This window comes from Candidatus Methylomirabilis limnetica, from assembly GCF_003044035.1.
GTDB lineage: Bacteria > Methylomirabilota > Methylomirabilia > Methylomirabilales > Methylomirabilaceae > Methylomirabilis > Methylomirabilis limnetica.
Genome location: NZ_NVQC01000017.1, coordinates 81,165 through 97,795, shown reverse-complemented (window position 1 = coordinate 97,795; position 16,631 = coordinate 81,165). Strand labels below are relative to the sequence as shown.

Here is a 16,631-nt window from a genome sequence, read left to right as displayed (position 1 = left end):
GTATCTCAAGGCGAGATATTATGCAAGCCGGTTGTAGAAGAACCCGCTTCACGGTGGTGCAGAAGCCGCCTCGCTATTAGGTAGCGTGGTCAGCCTCCCGCCGTCTCGCCAAGATCCTCGACCTAGGCGCAACTCTAGGTCAATGCCAGGACGTGCATGTCCGGCTGAGCCGGTGAGCCGGCGAAGGCGGTTGTACCCGGCGCTGTCCTGTTATGCCACCTGATAAATCGCCGGTCGAACGGACGGCTTGGGGATGGGCTTTTTTGCGGCTCGTGCTGCCTTGAGCCAAGCCGCTTTCGCCTTCAGGACTTCCGTCAGGGCCTCGCTGGGGGTTTCGCCGAACGCGGAGCAGAACTTCAAGTCGGGGATGTCAGCAATGTAGCCGCCGTCTTCATCGCTGTAGAAGAAGATGTTGATGTGATAATCCTTCATTTCGGTTTACTTTCCGTGCGGAAATGATCCGGATGACAGCATCGCCCACTCTAAAGCAGTGGCACACAGTGCCCGCGGCTTCAGCGGCGGGGGCGGACGTGGCACTAAGCCGCACCTGGACCACCGAGCCCCGCACTCGCGCGCTCCTCTCCATCCGTCTGCAAGCCGGAGTTAGGCGTTGGCCTCTTGTTGCCCAGAGTGTGTGATTGGGAGGCGTGAGAGGTACCGCAATATGATGAGTCCACATCGCTTGTACTCGGCCATATCGTTGTCCCACGGATCGTCGATATTCCATACGAGAAGCCTCTCTTTAGGAATACCCTTGAGTTCTTTCGCAATATACTTGTCCATGGCCACAACATAGTCGAACGAGTTCACGTCAATGTCTCGGAAGTGGCGCGGGAGATGGGAAGAGGTATCCCAGTTAAACTCAACACGCAAGGTCTCGACTGCATTTTTCGCGTCTTCAGGAGGTTGGGGACGGAGACCGGCAGACGCTACTTGGACCGCGTCACCGAAGCGCCGCCTCGTCAGTGCCTCGGCCATGACACTGCGACATGTATTGCCTTTGCAGACGAAGAGAACGGAGGGCTTTCGCACTTCAGTCATGCCGTGTAACTCCTTCAAGGGACCACTCCCCCACCGAATGACGCCTAACATTGCGCGTGAGCAACGAGCGGAAGCGGTGCGGCCGGCTCTGCGGCCCCTGCCGGAGGGCAAACACCGCGTCCGGTCAACCCTGCTTCACGCCGCTTGATGCTTGGCGATCAGCTCTCGAACCTTCGGAACGAGATCGGTGGGGATTTCCATGACGGTCTGATCTGCTGCCTCAAACGCGGCCTCGTCCTCTGCCACAGCCTCTTCTTCCGTTTGGGATTCATAGTGGGCAAGGACCCGTTTCACACGCTCCTCATCCCACCCAGGGGGGAATTTACTGCTCTGTCTCATTTGCCTTTCTTCTACAGCCTACAATTTCAACATATCAATGAAACTTTCCTGCCTTTCTGCGAACTTGTCAAGACTTTTACTCGCCGGTGGCGGTGCTGTCCTGATTTGCTTGCAGCCATGCCCGAGGGATCATGTCTAACAGCGCGGTCACTACCCGGAAAGTCCCCTCACCCGCACCCTCTCCCCAAAGGGGCGAGGGGCAGCAAAAAGATTCCTCTCTCCTCACCGGGAGGAGAGGACAAAGGTGAGCGAGGTACGGACTTCCATGCTCATGGAGCATTGCGAGCGACCAACTGGAGCGCGGCAATCCAGGGGTTCTGTTCTACAGCTCATCATAAACGATGAGATTGCTTTGCCTTCGGCTCGCAATGACGGACGAAGGGGGCTAGAATTAGGACACTGCCGGGAAGGCGGCTGCTCTTGACAGCGGCGGGGTGATCTGATAACTGCTTACACGAGCAGGAGGTTGTATCCTCCCATGCCGAGACTTGGCGGCTCTTTACGGTGATGAGCGATAGCAGCAACGAGGTGCATGATGCCGATCTATGAATACGCGTGTCACAGTTGCAGGAAGCGAGTGAGCCTGCTGATCCGGAATATCCATAACCCCCTCATACCTGTCTGCCCCCGCTGTGAGAGTCGGGAGATGACGCGTCTGCTCTCCCGGTTTGCGGTGGTTAAGTCTGAAGAGAGCCGCTTCGAGCGAATGGCTGACCCCAGTAATTTCGGTGATCTTGATGAGAATGATCCGAAGAGTGTCGCTCGCTGGGCCAAGCGGATGGGGAAAGAGATGGGCGAAGACGTTGGCGAGGACTTCGACCAGATGATGGAGGAGGCGACGGAGGAAGGGGCAGCAGCCGAGGGGGGAGCGGAAGCCGAGGAGTAACTGATGGCTGCGCGCCTGACCTTTCCGGACAGTCCCAAGAACAGCGACAGACTTCGCAACTACTCGATTCCTTGCGTCATTGCGAGCACCCGCAGGGTGCGCGGCAATCTCAGTGCAACAATTCGAGATTGCTTCACTTCGTTCGCAATGACAACTTTCTATCGCTGTTCTGGGGGACAGTGTTTCGCCTTGACAGTCGCGCGTCGCTTTGGATATAGTCGGCGCGAATTGATGGGACGTATCACGCCTCAATACACACGAGGGACGTAGCGATGAAAAAGCGACATCTGTTAGCGCCGGGTCCGACTCAGGTCCTTCCGGAAGCCTTGCTGGCGATGGCCAGGCCGATCCTGTACCATCGCGGTCCGGAGTACGAAGTCCTTCTCGCCTCCGTCCGGGAGGGGCTTAAGTTCCTCTTTCAAACCAAGAACGAGGTGCTGCTATTCACATCGTCCGGCACGGGTGGGATGGAAGGCGCGGTGGTCAACACGCTCTCGCCAGGTGACCGGGCCCTGGTGATCCGCGGCGGCAAGTTCGGCGAGCGCTGGGGGGAGATCTGCGAGGCCTATGGCCTTCAGCCGTCGTACATTGATGTGGAGTGGGGGCGCGCCGTGGAGCCTGACCTTGTGGCGGCAGCCCTTACGGCCGATCCCTCGATCAAGGCGGTTTTCACGACTCATAGTGAGAGCTCCACGGGTGTCCTGCACGATATTGAGGCGATTGCTCGGATCGTCGGAAAGACGCCCGCCATCCTGATCGTTGACGCCATTACGAGCGTGGGGGTGGTGGACCTGCCGATGGACGCCTGGGGGGTGGACGTCGTCGTGGGCGGTACTCAGAAGGCGCTGATGATTCCGCCGGGTCTCGCCTTGTGTGGGGTCTCTGACAAGGCCTGGGCCATGGTGCAGCGATCTCGACTCCCGAAGTTCTATTTCAATTTTATCGCTGAGCGGAAGAGCCTGGAGAAGAACCAGAACACCTTTACGCCGGCGGTCTCGTTGGTTGTGGCGCTTCATGAGTCTCTCGCTGTGATCAGGGCAGAGGGTCTCACCGCGCTCTTCGCGCGACATGACCGGCTTGCGCGGGCGACCCGCGCCGGAGTCATGGCGCTCGGGCTCCAACTATTCACCGAGCGGCCTACCCCTGCGCTGACCACTATTATCGCCCCGCCTGGCATCGAGGCCGGTGCCATCGTAAAGAGGCTTCGAGCAGCCCACGGCATCACCATCTCGGGCGGCCAGGCTCAGCTTAAGGGGAAGATCTTCCGCCTGGCCCACCTGGGATACGCCGATGAATCCGACGTTGTCGTCTGCCTGGCGGCGCTAGAACGAACCCTCGCTGACCTCGGCTATCCAGTCAAGTTGGGCGAGGGGATACGAGCGGCCCAGGAGGTACTGGTCCAGGCATGTTGAGAAAGAGTAGCTTTTAGCTGATGGCCGATAGCTGATAGCTGCTTTTTAGAGGGGAACGAATGCGAATTCTTGTGAGCGACGGTCTCTCGCCACGCGGTATTGAGATTCTGCGCCAAGCCGAGGCGTTCGAGGTTGATGAGCGGCGCAAGCTGAGCCCCGAGGCGCTGCAGGAATGCATCGACAACTATGATGGCCTGATCGTCCGAAGCGCCACCAGTGTAACCGCCCAGATCCTGCGGGCTACGCGCAGACTCAAGGTGGTAGGAAGGGCTGGCGTCGGGGTGGACAATATCGACGTCGAGGCGGCGACGGCTCGCGGAGTCCTGGTGATGAATGCCCCGAGCGGTAATACCCTGACCACCGCCGAGCATACCTTCTCGCTTCTGCTGGCCCTCGCCAAGAATATCCCGCAGGCCACCGCCTCGATGAAGGGCGGTCGGTGGGAGAAGGGCGCCTTCATCAGCGTCGAGGTGGGAAGCAAGACATTAGGGATTATCGGCTTGGGGCGGATTGGCGTCGAGGTGGCTCGACGCGCCAAAGGGTTCGCCATGCGCGTCATCGTCTCTGATCCCTTTGTCTCTGAGGAGGCCGCAGCAGCGCTAGGGGTCGATTTGGTGGGGCTCCCGGAGCTGTTCCAGCGATCGGATTTTATCACTATCCACACCCCCATCACCCCAGAGACGTACCATCTCATCGATCGCGACGCCATCGCGCAGATGAAGACGGGGGTTCGGATTATTAACTGTGCGAGAGGCGGGATCATCGACGAGGCGGCCCTGTATGAGGCAATGAAGGCCGGCAAGGTTGCAGGGGCGGCCCTGGACGTATTTGAACAGGAGCCTACCACCAGCGCGCCGCTGCTGACGCTCAACAACTTCATCTGTACCCCGCACATCGGCGCGGCGAGCGAGGAAGCTCAAGAGAATGTCGCCGTCGAGATCGCCCAGCAGGTCGTCGAGTATCTCCAGAAAGGGCTCATCAGGAATGCCGTGAATGCCCCGTCGATTGACCCGGCGCTGTACAAGGTCCTTCAGCCGTACCTTACCCTGTCCGAGAAACTAGGCCGCCTGACCTCTCAGCTTGCCGAGGGGGGACTCCGGCAGATCCGGATCGATTACCGGGGCGAGATCGCGGGCTACGACCCGGCGCCGCTCACCGCGTCCGTCGTCAAGGGAGTGCTGGACCCCTTCATGGGTGACGAGGTCAACTACGTCAATGCCTTGGCCCTGGCGAAAGGGCGCGGCATTCGGGTAATTGAGAGTAAGGTGCTGGAGGAGGCCGACTACGCGAGTCTCATCACCGTCTCGATCAATGGCGACCGTGGCACGAGTGAGGTTGCGGGGACGCTCTTCAGCCGCCGGGAACCCAGGGTCGTCCGGATCGACGAATTCCGCCTGGAAGCCATCCCCGAAGGGTACCTCCTGATCTTCTCCAACCTGGACGTGCCTGGGGTCATCGGGACGATTGGCACCCTGCTCGGAAAGAACCGGGTCAATATCGCCGGAATGCAGTTAGGGCGGGCGCAGCCTGGTGGTAGGGCCTTGTCAGTGGTGAATGTCGACAACCCTGTTCCTGCTCATGTCATAGACGAAATCCGGCGGCTCCCCGACATAGTCTTCGTTAAACTTGTGAAGGTTTGAGGACCGCCATCAGCGATCAGCGTCGTATGGGCAGGGCTTGCCCTGACCAATGCGGGCGCAGCAAGCAGCGCCCCTACACTGCCTCCGATCGCTGATAGCTGATCTCCTATGGACTGCTCTTCAAAGACCGCCATTCCGAAAGGTGTTCGGGTCTTCCCGCCGGAGGAGACCGCGCTGCGCCGCTGGGCTGAGCGCCAGATCCTTACGATCTTTGAGCGATGGGGGTTCCAAGAGGTCATCACCCCGACGTTTGAATATCTGAAGGTCTTCTCGGGAGACTCGGAGGGGGAGGGCGGAGAAAAGATCTTCAAGTTCGTCGACCGGCAGACCGGCCGCCTGCTGGCGCTGCGGTACGACCCGACCCCCCAGGTGGCGCGCCTCGCGGCGACTACGCTTCGGCACCGTCCCTTGCCGTTGCGTCTCTCGTATATGACGAATGTCTTTCGCTACGAGGCCCCTCAGGCTGGTCGGCAGCGCGAGTGTGTCCAGCTTGGCGTGGAGCTGATTGGGCTGGAGCGGCCGGAGGCCGATGCCGAGATGGTGGCGATGGTGGTGGAGGGCTGCCGGGCCCTCGGCCTGCAGCGCTTTCAGATTGATGTCGGCCAGATCGAGTACGTGCGGGGGCTCGTCGATGCCCTGGATCTCGAGCCCGATCGACGCCGAGCGCTTGTTTCGGCCATCAACAGGAAAGATACCCTCGAGCTTGAGCTGCTCCTGCAAGGTCTGGATGCGGACGATAAGTCCAAGCAGGCTGTGCTGGACCTACCAACACTCTATGGCGGGAAAGAGGTTCTGGCTCGTGCGCAGGACCTGGCGCCCAACCGGCGTTCACAGGAGGCCCTGAGAAACCTCACCCAGGTTTATGAAGTCCTGGAGCAGTACGGTTTGGCGGATCAGGTGATCATCGATCTTGGCGAAGCGAGGGCCTTCGAGTACCACACTGGCGTGACCTTTGCGGCATTTGCTCAGGGCCTGGGCTCTGAGATCTCACGCGGCGGCCGATACGACGACCTGATCGGTGGGTTCGGGTATCCCTGCCCCGCTACCGGCTTTGCCTTCGATCTGGATAAGGTCCTGGAGGCTGTCGCTGCCGAGGATCGGCCTCCCCTCGTGACGAGCCAGAAGTTTCTGATTATCGACTTTAACCCCGATAAGCGCCACGCCCTTCGCATTGCTCGGCTTCTGCGGGAACAGGGCTACTCGGCGGCGAGAGACATCATCAAGCGGGATCTGGAAGGTTCATTTGACTATGCGGTAGCGTCCGGGATCAGCCGAGCGATCGTGCTGGGCTTACCTCATCTGCCTCAGGACGAGTTGCTCGTCAGGGACCTTGACTCTGGGGCTGAGGAGCGGGTCCCGGTTGAGCGATTTTGCGGCGAGGTCGAACGTGGAGAACGGCGATGGCCAATGTAATTGTTGTCGGCACGCAGTGGGGCGACGAAGGGAAGGGGAAGATTGTTGATCTCCTCTCAGAGTATTTTGATGCGGTGGCCCGGTACCAGGGTGGGACCAACGCGGGCCATACGGTCGTGGTGGAGGAGGAGAAGATAGTCCTGCACCTGGTCCCGTCGGGCGTACTGAGGAAGGGGAAGGTCTGCATCCTGGGGAACGGCGTGGTGATTGACCTGACCGCCCTTATCCAGGAAATGGATCAGCTCAGAAAGCTGCACGTGAAGATCGAGGAGAACTTCTTTATCAGTAAGAACGCGCATCTGGTGCTTCCCTACCATAAGATCCTGGACGCCGAGCTGGAACGGCTCCGAGAGGGTCGGCAGATCGGGACCACTAGACGCGGGATTGGTCCAGCCTATATCGATAAGATGGCGAGGACAGGGATCCGGGTTGGCGATCTGACCGACCGCGACCTCTTCAGGGAGCGCCTCCGCAGTAACCTTGAAGAGAAGCGCGCCCAGTTCCCACAGCATCAGGAGCTGGCGGAGCTGGATTGCGAAAAGATGGCGGCGGAGCAACTTGAACAGTTCGAGCGCGTTCGCGGCTTCGTGGTGGACAGCTCCCTTATCATTTACGATCTGATCAAAACCGGGAAGAGCGTCCTGTTTGAGGGGGCGCAGGGGACCCTCCTGGACGTCGATCTCGGGACCTACCCCTACGTCACCTCATCGAGCGCCACGGCCGGAGGCGCCTGTACCGGGACCGGGGTGAGTCCGTTAGTGATCGACGGCGTCCTGGGCGTAACCAAGGCCTATACGACGCGCGTCGGCGAGGGTCCGATGCCGACGGAGCTTACGGATGCGATCGGTCAGATGCTGCAGACACGTGGGCAGGAGTTTGGGGCCACAACGGGGCGGCCGAGGCGCTGCGGCTGGTTCGATGCCGTTGCCGTCAGGTACAGCGCCAGGATCAACGGCCTATCGGCCCTCGCCCTCATGAAGCTAGATGTCCTTGATGCCTGTGACTCGATCCGGATCTGCACGAGCTACCGATGTAACGGCGCGATCCTTCGAGAATTTCCGAACGAGACCGGTCTCCTGAAGGCGTGTGAGCCGATCTATGAAGAGGTGCCAGGCTGGAACGAGAGCATTGTCGGCATCACCTCATACAAGCGTCTACCGGCCCACTGCCGGGCCTATATCGAGCGGATTGAGGGGCTGACAGGGGTCAAGGCAGGGCTCATCTCCACAGGGCCCCGACGGGACCAGACGATCCTTCGCTCGACGCCGGCTTTGCGGCAGTGGGGACTGGCACGCTAAGCTTCCTCTGCAACGTCGCGACTATAGCCTTCTGCATGACGACCCGTTAGCTCAGTTGGCAGAGCTCCTGCCTTTTAAGCAGGGAGTCTCGGGTTCGAGTCCCGAACGGGTCACCACTTCATTCTAATGCCTTTCATTGCTACCAACACACCCTGAAAAACTTCCTTGACCCCTTCGATTTTAGAGGATATGGTGAACCATAGTATTTTGATTTTTCTATTAAACTTCTAGTGCTATCGGGAGCCGATCCTGCCCGAGGAGTGCTACATCCGCCCCTACCTCCCTGCCTGCGGTGGTGGGAAGTTCGGAATGCGCATTGGTGATCGTCACTGCAACAAACGACTCTGCGAAGGAGAAAAATCATGAAGGAAGTCCAGGAACAGAACGTCCGTGAGACCGACTCGAAGCAGCCGTACACGAAGCCAACACTCACGAAGCACAAGCCGCTACGGGACATCACGGCTCAGCAGATATCTCCGTCAGTAGACTGATGCTTACCGAGACGGCATAGCCCTCGCTATCGTAAACTTAAAATCTAAGGAGTGAGCCAACGAAGGATTTCACGCTGGCTCCAAAGCAGCCGTACACGAAACCAATGCTGACGAGGCACAAGCCGCTGAGAGATATCACGGCAGGGCAGCCGGTATCTCTGGGGCGATTCCGTCGCCAGGCTGGTGGCGGGCAAGCAAGCCGTGGCTGATCAAACGGAGCTGTGCCGCGCACCCGGCGCATAGGTTTAACCCGACTTTTTGCAGTTAACCTCATGCGTGAGCCTCTCTCGCAGTACCTGACCTGCCGAGTCCCGTGGTTGACATCCTCTTTTACCCACAACGAGGCCCATGCATCCCTCATCAAGCGGGCGTCGGCCTTTCCGTGCCTGCCGCCGTTGCAGGGGAGATAAAGAACGCTACGACATCCTCGCCCCCATCCACCCCGATCACGTTACCTGTCATCCAGTAGGTCTCGGGGCGGCTCAAGGTGACGAGGATTTCGGCAATGTCTTCGGGCGTGGTGAGGCGGCCGGAGGGATTGAGCCGCATCGCAGTTTCTACGATCCCCTGGCTTCCTGGGATCTTCCGGAGCGCTGGAGTATCGGTGACCCCTGCGCGGATAGCGTTCGCCGTAATCCCTATGGGGGCCAGCTCCATCGCGAGCTGCCGGATATGCGACTCCAGAGCTGCCTTGGCCGCCGAGACGGCCCCATAGCCGGCCCAGACCCGCCTCCCGCCAGAACTGGTTATCGCGTAAACCCGTTAGAGCAGCGTCGTTGTCCGTCACACGCTCGTGCAAGCGCTCCCGCCCGACGCGATGCGTGGACGCGTCCGCCGTCAACAGTGTCTTCATCACGACCTCCAACAAACTCGGTGCGTTCGAGTCCGGCATCGTGGTGGTGTGGGGCGGCGCAATGTTCTCGGTCGTGGTGGGTGGCGTCGGCACGCTCATTGTCGTTGCGCTAGCCGCGGTCGCGTGGACACAACTCCGCCGTCTTGGCCCATTACATAAAACCCTGAGCATGGATAGGAACATTCTCCATCAAGTGCGCGCCCGGTTGCATCACTGGAAGCTGCGATTCGAAGCCCGGTATGTTGTGCGGACGGGTGTATGGGTGCGACGCGCGCCCGTCATCGCGGTTACCGGTACCAATGGGAAAACCACGACGGTTCACCTCATTGACCGGATGCTGCGTGCCGCTGGCTACAAGGTTGGAACGTGCACCACCTACGGCGTGTACCAAAACGGCGTTCGCGTTGCTGTTGGTGATCGTGCCGGTCACCGTGGAATTTGGCGGGCGCTGCACTGTCCGGGGTTGCAAGTGGTTGTCGCCGAAGTGGGGCGCGGCGGGATGCTTTGTTACGGGCCTGGCTTCTCAACGTGCCGGGTCGGAGTTGTGACCAATGTGTTGGCGGATCATCTCGGCTTGGAAGGAGTGTGGACGCTCGACCAGATGGCGGAGGCCAAGTCTGAGATTGCCCGTCGCACCCATCCGTCAGGCGCAGTGGTGTTGAATGCGGACGATCCGCGCGTCGCGGCGATGACGATGGTGAGTCGCGCCAGTCCCATCTTCTTTACCGTCGCGGGACGCGAGAATGAGTTCGACCGGGGCTGGTTTCTGCGCGACGGCTGGTTGTGGCGCAAAGATGACGCGAGGGAGGGGCGCCTGCTGCCAGCAACGGAAATGCCGATGACGTTCGGCGGACACCAACGCTACAACATCGCCAACGCCCTCGCGGCGCTTGCGGCCATTGAGGGAATCAGCGACACGTTTCCAGTGCCGCGCCAAGCGCAACTCACTGTGTTGCGCGAGTACGAACGCGACTATCGGGATTATCCTGTCGGTCGCTTCATCCTGGCCCGGTTCCGAGGTCATTACGTGTTGCTGTTGCACTGCAAGAACCCCGACGCCTACCGGCTCGAAGCGCCGATGATCCGTCGGGTTCAAGAGGCGCTCGGGTGCCGGTATCTCGTGGGGGTGGCCAGTTCTGTTGGCAACCGTGAGGAGGACTATCATCGCTCGGTGTCCGAAGAAATTGCCGGATTGAGCGACGGCGTGTTCCTTCGGCCGCCGGTTGCGAAATATCTTCGCGGGATGGCACCGGAGGAAATGATGCGGCGCCTTTCGTCGGGGTTGAAGCCGGGACAACTTCTCAGTGTCGAATCGCTCACGATGGTGGAGACGATCGAGCGGACGAAGCAACGGTTCGGCGAGTCGTTTCTGCTGGCGTATTTCGTAGCGTCATACGACCCGTTGTTGAAACTGAATGAATTCCTGCTCGAAGCCGAAGTGGTGCCGGTTCCTACGGCGGCACTGGAAGGTGCTCCGTAGCGTGGCGGCGTATCGTCTTAAATGTCTGCATCCAGAGTGTGACGCTGAGTTTGCAGACGCTGGCTTCCAACTGTGCTGCGAACGCGAACACGGCCCCGCTTTATTGGAGGCGTTTTACTCGTCCACGAAGCTCTCCATCGAGACTTCGCTGTCGAGAATCTTTCCGTACCGCGACTGACTGCCGATCGACTCTGTCCTGCTCGAAGGTGAATTGGGACGGTCCTGTTGCTATCGCAGCGTCGGATAGGCGGCGCGGCTTGGATTATGGCGGCGCACGTCGCGTTCCTTCAAGGAGTTCGAGGCACAAGTCACGCTGGCCCGGTATCTGTCGCTACCGGCGAACGATCGCGCGCCGTTGCTGGTCTGTTCCGCCGGCAACCCCGCGCACGGATTCATGCTAGGTTGCCACGCAGCGGGCGTGTCGCTTTGCCTCGTCGTTCCGGAGTCGGCGCTCGAGCTGCTCCGCTTGTCGCAGGCCACGCGCACCGTCGTCATCTCCGTGAACGGAGATGACACCCCCGTAATCTGCACGAGGCTAATTGAAGATGAGGTCATTATAAGTTGGGTGCCTGAGGAAGCCGAGCGTTTGAGGAATGTCCACTTTGCCTGTTGTTGGCTGGAGACGATGCAGAAGACCGTCGCGAGGCTACAGCCTCGACGGGTGCCTGGTGGATCGGTTATGCCGCCACCTTCCCCGAGAAGGGGATCGTCAGATCGAGGTGCCGGAGCACCAAATATTTAGATCGAGTCCCGAACGGGTCACCACTCTTTTCCCTATCTGTTTGGAGACGGTGGATGCTATGAGCCGGATGGTGAATAGCAGGCCCTCCTGTCGCTGTCCTTGGGATGAGCGATCGCTTGGACGGAGACCGATGAATCCAGGAGGACTACCGCTCAAAAGGCAGCTTAGAGGCAGTAGGGCCAGGGTCCAGGAGGCCGGCTTCGGCGAAGCCTTTCTCCCGCAGGATGCAACTGTCACAGGCGCGACAGGGCCGCCCATCCGGGGTCGGGTCGTAGCAACTCCAGGTTAGCGCGAAATCTACCCCAAGGGCAGCGCCTCGCCGGACGATCTCGGCCTTGGTAAAGTGGATCAGCGGGGTATGGATGGTCAGCCTGGATCCGCCTTCAACGCCGGCCTGCGTCGCCAGGTTCGCCATCTGCTCGAAGGCCGCGATGTATTCCGGCCGACAATCCGGGTACCCGCTATAGTCGATCGCGTTGACCCCGAGCACGATGTCTTTAGAGCCGATCACCTCCGCCCAAGCCAGCGCATGGGAGAGAAAGATGGTGTTACGGGCAGGGACGTAGGTGACGGGGATGCCGGCCTCAATCTCCTCCAGCCCGCGGCCCTTTGGCACCGGGATGTCAGCGGTCAGGGCTGAACCGCCAATCTGCCGAAGATCAAGCTTAAGGATCAGGTGCCGGACGACACCAAGGGCGGCTGCGATCTTCTTCGCGCTCTCCACCTCGCGCGCGTGACGCTGGCCGTAGCGAAAGGTGAGGGCATGAAGCGCATACCCCTCGGCCTTTGCCATTGCGGCTGCTGTTGCGGAGTCGAGTCCACCGCTCAGCAGGACGACAGCACGCTTGCCTGCCTGTACGTTGCACGCAGACAGGTTCACTACACTCCCCGCCGACTTGGCTCCCAAAGGTACTTATGAAGTTGAATCTGGAGTCTGGCGGCAAGTCGATCAGCCAAGAGCCATTCCGCCAGCTCGCCAGGATGTAACTCGCCGAACACCGGGGAGAAGAGAACCTGGACCTTTTCGGCCAGGGTATGCTCCGCCATCACTTGCTTCGCCCACTCGTAGTCCCGGCGATCCGCGACGACGAATTTGATCTGGTCCTTCCTGTCGAGATACCGGAGGTTATCAAAATTGTTGTGAGGGTCCATCTCGCTCCCCGGGGCCTTAAGGTCCAGGATCTTGACCACCCTGGGATCGAGGCGATCAACGCTGAGGCTCCCCCCTGTTTCGATCAGGACTTCGTATTCCTCAAGGAGCAAGCGACTGATTAGAGGATACACATCTTCCTGCAACAACGGCTCCCCCCCAGTGATCTCGACCAATGGGCACTTATAGGACCGTACCTGTTCCAGTGCCTGCTCTACCGAGCGCGACTCGCCCTCGTGGAAAGCGTAGGCCGTATCGCACCACCGGCACCGCAGGTTACACCCGGTCAGGCGGACAAAGACACACGGCCGACCGGCATAGGTCGATTCCCCCTGGATGCTGTAGAAGATCTCGTTCACGCGGAGACTCATAACCGCCCAACCCACCTACCCGTCGGCCCCGATCACCACATACCGCGTCCCACCGTCCCGCTTGATCAGAAGTAGCGTCGGCTCGTCTGGCTTAGTTTTCTCCAAAATCCGCTTGACCTGGTTCACTGTCGTCACCTTTACACGGTTGATCTCCAGGATCAGATCTCCTGGTTGTAACCCGGCCGCATCACCGGGGCTCTCAGGTTCAACCTCTGTGACCACAACGCCTTTTTCACCCTTAATTCCAAACTTACGGGAGAGTGCCGGATTGAGTTCCTGAATATCGATTCCCAGCTTCGTTTTCGGAGAGGACGGCGTAATGGCCGCCATCTGCTCCTCTTTAAGCTCGCCAACCTTGATCCGCAGCGTGAGTTCGGCCCCGTCGCGGATGACTTTCATAGCGACATCTTTCCCCACCGGGGTACTGGCGACGATGTGGGGCAGATCGGTAGAGGACTTGACGTTCTTGCCATCAAACTCCACAATGACGTCCCCTGGTTTGACCCCGGCGTGTTCGGCTGGTGATCCCTCCATAACATCCGACACCAGGGCGCCATTCGCCTGCTTGAGGGAGAATCTCTTGCCTAGCTCCGGGGTAATCGGTTGAATCGCCACGCCAAGCCACCCCCTGGTGACTTGCCCCCTCTCTTTGAGCTGCGGCAGAACCTCCTTAATCATAGCGATAGGAATCGCAAAGCCGATCCCGATCGAACCGCCTGTTGGGCTGAGTATGGCGGTGTTGACTCCCACCGCCTCACCGTTGGTGTTGATCAGTGGGCCGCCGCTGTTGCCCCGATTAATAGAGGCATCGGTCTGGATAAAGTTGTCATACGGGCCTTCGCCAATGAACCGGCCTTTGGCGCTGACGATACCGGTGGTGACCGTCTGGCTCAGGCCGAATGGATTGCCAATCGCCATGACCGGCTCGCCTACCTCCAGTTTATCCGAGTCACCAAACGGGATCACGGGCAGGCTGGAGACCTCGATTTTGATGAGGGCGATATCAGTCTTTGGATCCCTCCCGATCAGCTTCGCCTTGAACTCTCGGCCGTCACCCAGCTTCACGGTAATGTCCGTGGCGTTCTCGACCACGTGGTTATTCGTCAGAATGTAGCCGTCTTTGTTAATAATGAATCCGGATCCAAGGCTGGTCGCCTTGAATTGCCGGGGACTCTCACCGAAGTACCGTTTAAAGAACTCGTTGGATGGATCGTCTTCACCGAAAGGGCCGCGAGGAGAGATGCCCCTTCCCTTGACCACCTGAGTGGTGCTGATATTCACCACAGCGGGAGTCAGCTCCTTCGCCAACCGAACCCAGAGCTTCCCATCTGAGGTCTGACTCGAACTAAGCGCCCTGCTCTCTCGTTGTTCCGTCCAAAACCCCGCAGTCGTGGCCTTTGAGATCGGGACTAGATTCAAAGAGGCCGTGATAAGTACTCCAAGAATCAAGCAGGACGCTGCCACTGCTATCAAAGTTCTGGTGTTAAACCGTCCATTACGCATCGTATCCCCCTGTAATGCTGTAGCCCTGATCCGTTACCCGTTCGGCAAACTCAGATACGTTCCTTATATTAGTAACGGTAAACGCGGGAGCGTTTAGTAGAACCTTCCCGCATTCGGCCATAACGCTCCCCATCTTTATTGCTCTCAGCTTAGCAGACTCGTTGTTCAAATTCAACATACCCCCTGGTTGCAAGAGTAGAGTTGTCATGCATGGGTAGTGCTCTCTTCTGTGGTGAAAGCGTGATCGACAGGAAATAAGGGACGGTGGATCGTGCGTCATAGGACTACCGGGCAGTATATTAGTGTAGTGTTTCATAAATACGGTTACATGGGCCGTTCACCCTAGGCCCTGAGCCTGCCAAAGGGTCGAAGGGCGAGCTTTTTCAACGTGTTACGCTCATGGTTAGACAGGCTCACCACGAACGGAATGTTGATGAATTTATGAAACACTACGCTAGCCAGGCTGTGAGAGGCTCCCCTGATCCGGTGGGCGCAGCGATAAAGCTCCCTCTCAATGCATCGTTTCGGGAGCGATTCGAGGGGCGGGCCGGACGCGTGCGCCGTCCTGGTTTGATCGTCGCAGCGGAATCGGCGCTCGGCCGATAATCAGCATCCGTGGCCCATTGTCCAGGAGCCGATACTTCTCATCCTCGGGTAGAGGCGCCAGCACCCATGTGTAGAGGGTTCTGGCATCCTCAAGGATCGGTTCGCGGGGGAATCCATAGTGCTTTTTCTGCATCGGTTCGTCGTATAGTCCGATGCAGCCGTGCGAGGCTGGATATCCGGGAACATCACGCCCATGAATCCAGAAAGCGACGCCTTTCTTGTTGACATGGAATCGAAGGGCGTAGTTCATCGGATACGGGATGTTGGTCTTCTCGATGGTATAGAGGGATGAATGGTGGCGCCGGTGGGCTGCGGTAATTGTAAATTCGCCTGCCGGGGTCTCGTTACTTTTATCGCCTGTGGCAATTGGCGCCGAAAACGACAGCCGACCATATTCATATGCTCCAAGGAACTGCTCCGCGAGATCGATCAGGATAAACTTGGCTTCGCTGGCTGCTAAGGGGTACTCCTGAGGCATCGGCGTGAAGCCTATCACGTCTTCAAGACGCTTGGGGACCTTCAGAGAGATGCCGGGATAGGCATGGCGCCGGTCGATCCGGTTGAATCGGGCCACATCCACCCACCGGTTCCCGAACAGGGTTTCCAGCGTCTCGCGGGCACGCAGACGTTGGCACTCCCATTCCACCTTGGCATCACTGGGGTACCGAATGGCACAGCGGGCAGGGGGTGCGGAGGAGCTTGCGCTCCAGAGATCATCGGGTGCAGAGAACAGGAGAAAACAGACTACAACGGAGGTGCGCCAACGACACCGGCGGCTTACCAGTGCCTGAATGTCCCAGAATCCAGGTGGACAAAACCCCTGCGGGGATAATAACCCACTCCACCATATCTCATATCGAGCGCAGCCTTCTTGATCACATTTGGGCTAACCCCTGGGATGCGGAGATCTATGGCCCTACCAGACAGATGGAGGCTATGTCTTGCCACCCCCCGCCTCCCTTTTCTTGCCAGCAGTCGATTATACTCAGGCGACCTGAAACCCGATATGACGTGGATTTCGTTGTCCCCTCCCAATCGCTTATCCAGCGCATTCAAAAACTCAATCACCCGAACATCCATCTTGGTCGACCGATTCGCATAATGGCAGCGAAGAAGATGGTCAATGGCGCTCAATGCGTCCGGGTCATATTGGCCGGATGAGTCCCGATAGGCGACCTCCAGCCGCTCGTGGTTGTGAGTATTATACAGGGAGAGTTTCCCCTCTTTCCCCTCCGGGACCGGTGGGACGGCCAAGTCCTGCGCCCACGCCGGCTTGCCGACTAGCAAGAGGGCGGAAGCGAGAGAAGCTTTCAGGAAGGATCTTCGTGTCCAGTGCTGATGAGCCGATTCTGACATCCTGACCTCGACAGATTGCAGATCGAATGGCCATTGTACCGGGAAGCGCA

17 protein-coding genes and 1 tRNA gene are annotated in these 16,631 nt (G+C 59.1%); 8 read left to right on the top strand and 10 right to left on the bottom strand.

Going from position 1 to position 16,631, the window contains the following annotated elements:
- Positions 1–210 precede the first annotated feature (210 nt).
- The 3 genes from CLG94_RS05745 to CLG94_RS05735 all read right to left on the bottom strand — a co-directional run bounded on the left by CLG94_RS05745 (position 211) and on the right by CLG94_RS05735 (position 1,335).
- Positions 211–432, bottom strand: coding sequence for a type II toxin-antitoxin system HicB family antitoxin (locus tag CLG94_RS05745; protein ID WP_107561904.1), 222 nt, complete (start codon positions 430–432; stop codon positions 211–213).
- A 171-nt stretch (positions 433–603) separates the two neighbouring features.
- Positions 604–1,041, bottom strand: coding sequence for an arsenate-mycothiol transferase ArsC (locus tag CLG94_RS05740; RefSeq protein WP_161954046.1), 438 nt, complete (start codon positions 1,039–1,041; stop codon positions 604–606).
- A 135-nt stretch (positions 1,042–1,176) separates the two neighbouring features.
- Entirely contained in the window at positions 1,177–1,335 is a 159-nt protein-coding gene (locus tag CLG94_RS05735) for a hypothetical protein (protein WP_239993137.1), read from the bottom strand.
- A 577-nt stretch (positions 1,336–1,912) separates the two neighbouring features.
- Between CLG94_RS05735 and CLG94_RS05730 the strand changes: the two genes are divergently transcribed.
- The 7 genes from CLG94_RS05730 to CLG94_RS13765 all read left to right on the top strand — a co-directional run bounded on the left by CLG94_RS05730 (position 1,913) and on the right by CLG94_RS13765 (position 8,520).
- Positions 1,913–2,266: an FmdB family zinc ribbon protein gene (locus CLG94_RS05730; protein WP_239993136.1), complete on the top strand. Its 354-nt coding sequence runs from the start codon at positions 1,913–1,915 to the stop codon at positions 2,264–2,266.
- 272 nt (positions 2,267–2,538) lie between these two features.
- Positions 2,539–3,678 carry a pyridoxal-phosphate-dependent aminotransferase family protein gene (locus CLG94_RS05725; RefSeq protein WP_107561901.1) on the top strand — a complete coding sequence of 380 codons (1,140 nt, stop codon included), beginning with the start codon at positions 2,539–2,541 and terminating at the stop codon, positions 3,676–3,678.
- Between the two features lie 59 nt (positions 3,679–3,737).
- Positions 3,738–5,318, top strand: a complete 1,581-nt coding sequence (serA, locus tag CLG94_RS05720) for a phosphoglycerate dehydrogenase (protein ID WP_107561900.1) — start codon at positions 3,738–3,740, stop codon at positions 5,316–5,318.
- Positions 5,319–5,426: 108 nt separating this feature from the next.
- The gene (gene hisZ / locus CLG94_RS05715; RefSeq protein WP_107561899.1) at positions 5,427–6,731 is read left to right on the top strand and encodes an ATP phosphoribosyltransferase regulatory subunit; all 1,305 of its coding nucleotides are present in this window, start codon (positions 5,427–5,429) and stop codon (positions 6,729–6,731) included.
- On the top strand, positions 6,719–8,029 hold the full coding sequence (locus CLG94_RS05710) for an adenylosuccinate synthase (protein ID WP_107561898.1): 1,311 nt from the start codon (positions 6,719–6,721) through the stop codon (positions 8,027–8,029). Before hisZ ends, CLG94_RS05710 begins: the two co-directional genes overlap by 13 nt.
- A 40-nt stretch (positions 8,030–8,069) precedes the next feature.
- Positions 8,070–8,145 (top strand) — tRNA-Lys (locus tag CLG94_RS05705).
- Between the two features lie 246 nt (positions 8,146–8,391).
- Entirely contained in the window at positions 8,392–8,520 is a 129-nt protein-coding gene (locus CLG94_RS13765) for a hypothetical protein (protein WP_275666218.1), read from the top strand.
- 360 nt (positions 8,521–8,880) lie between these two features.
- Here the strand turns inward: CLG94_RS13765 and CLG94_RS05700 are convergent, their stop codons facing one another.
- Entirely contained in the window at positions 8,881–9,270 is a 390-nt protein-coding gene (locus tag CLG94_RS05700; protein ID WP_320414612.1) for an SDR family oxidoreductase, read from the bottom strand.
- A gap of 71 nt (positions 9,271–9,341) precedes the next feature.
- Between CLG94_RS05700 and CLG94_RS05695 the strand changes: the two genes are divergently transcribed.
- Positions 9,342–10,853: a Mur ligase family protein gene (locus tag CLG94_RS05695; protein WP_107561897.1), complete on the top strand. Its 1,512-nt coding sequence runs from the start codon at positions 9,342–9,344 to the stop codon at positions 10,851–10,853.
- A 228-nt stretch (positions 10,854–11,081) separates the two neighbouring features.
- On the opposite strand, the gene CLG94_RS13000 is transcribed toward CLG94_RS05695, so the two are convergent.
- From CLG94_RS13000 to CLG94_RS05665, 6 genes are all read right to left on the bottom strand, one after another.
- Positions 11,082–11,408 (bottom strand): hypothetical protein, encoded by a 327-nt coding sequence (locus CLG94_RS13000; protein ID WP_133174650.1) that lies wholly within the window; start codon positions 11,406–11,408, stop codon positions 11,082–11,084.
- Positions 11,409–11,740: 332 nt separating this feature from the next.
- Positions 11,741–12,475, bottom strand: coding sequence for a 7-cyano-7-deazaguanine synthase QueC (queC, locus tag CLG94_RS05690; protein WP_239993135.1), 735 nt, complete (start codon positions 12,473–12,475; stop codon positions 11,741–11,743).
- Positions 12,475–13,116 carry a radical SAM protein gene (locus CLG94_RS05685; RefSeq protein ID WP_107561896.1) on the bottom strand — a complete coding sequence of 214 codons (642 nt, stop codon included), beginning with the start codon at positions 13,114–13,116 and terminating at the stop codon, positions 12,475–12,477. The genes queC and CLG94_RS05685 overlap by 1 nt, the downstream gene beginning before the upstream one ends.
- Before the next feature lie 15 nt (positions 13,117–13,131).
- Positions 13,132–14,619, bottom strand: a complete 1,488-nt coding sequence (locus tag CLG94_RS05680) for a DegQ family serine endoprotease (protein ID WP_107561895.1) — start codon at positions 14,617–14,619, stop codon at positions 13,132–13,134.
- A 511-nt stretch (positions 14,620–15,130) separates the two neighbouring features.
- On the bottom strand, positions 15,131–15,871 hold the full coding sequence (locus CLG94_RS05670; protein WP_239993133.1) for a L,D-transpeptidase: 741 nt from the start codon (positions 15,869–15,871) through the stop codon (positions 15,131–15,133).
- Between the two features lie 131 nt (positions 15,872–16,002).
- The gene (locus tag CLG94_RS05665; RefSeq protein ID WP_107561892.1) at positions 16,003–16,581 is read right to left on the bottom strand and encodes a YcbK family protein; all 579 of its coding nucleotides are present in this window, start codon (positions 16,579–16,581) and stop codon (positions 16,003–16,005) included.
- Positions 16,582–16,631 lie beyond the last annotated feature (50 nt).

Excerpts from the sequence above, each read along its gene's own strand:
- CLG94_RS05745 (WP_107561904.1), bottom strand. The coding sequence starts at position 432 with ATGAAGGATTATCACATCAACATCTTCTTCTACAGCGATGAAGACGGC.
- CLG94_RS05740 (WP_161954046.1), bottom strand. The coding sequence starts at position 1,041 with ATGACTGAAGTGCGAAAGCCCTCCGTTCTCTTCGTCTGCAAAGGCAAT.
- CLG94_RS05730 (WP_239993136.1), top strand. The coding sequence starts at position 1,913 with ATGATGCCGATCTATGAATACGCGTGTCACAGTTGCAGGAAGCGAGTG.
- CLG94_RS05725 (WP_107561901.1), top strand. The coding sequence starts at position 2,539 with ATGAAAAAGCGACATCTGTTAGCGCCGGGTCCGACTCAGGTCCTTCCG.
- serA (WP_107561900.1), top strand. The coding sequence starts at position 3,738 with ATGCGAATTCTTGTGAGCGACGGTCTCTCGCCACGCGGTATTGAGATT.
- hisZ (WP_107561899.1), top strand. The coding sequence starts at position 5,427 with ATGGACTGCTCTTCAAAGACCGCCATTCCGAAAGGTGTTCGGGTCTTC.
- CLG94_RS05710 (WP_107561898.1), top strand. The coding sequence starts at position 6,719 with ATGGCCAATGTAATTGTTGTCGGCACGCAGTGGGGCGACGAAGGGAAG.
- CLG94_RS13765 (WP_275666218.1), top strand. The coding sequence starts at position 8,392 with ATGAAGGAAGTCCAGGAACAGAACGTCCGTGAGACCGACTCGAAGCAG.
- CLG94_RS13000 (WP_133174650.1), bottom strand. The coding sequence starts at position 11,408 with ATGACCTCATCTTCAATTAGCCTCGTGCAGATTACGGGGGTGTCATCT.
- CLG94_RS05685 (WP_107561896.1), bottom strand. The coding sequence starts at position 13,116 with ATGAGTCTCCGCGTGAACGAGATCTTCTACAGCATCCAGGGGGAATCG.
- CLG94_RS05680 (WP_107561895.1), bottom strand. The coding sequence starts at position 14,619 with ATGCGTAATGGACGGTTTAACACCAGAACTTTGATAGCAGTGGCAGCG.
- CLG94_RS05665 (WP_107561892.1), bottom strand. The coding sequence starts at position 16,581 with ATGTCAGAATCGGCTCATCAGCACTGGACACGAAGATCCTTCCTGAAA.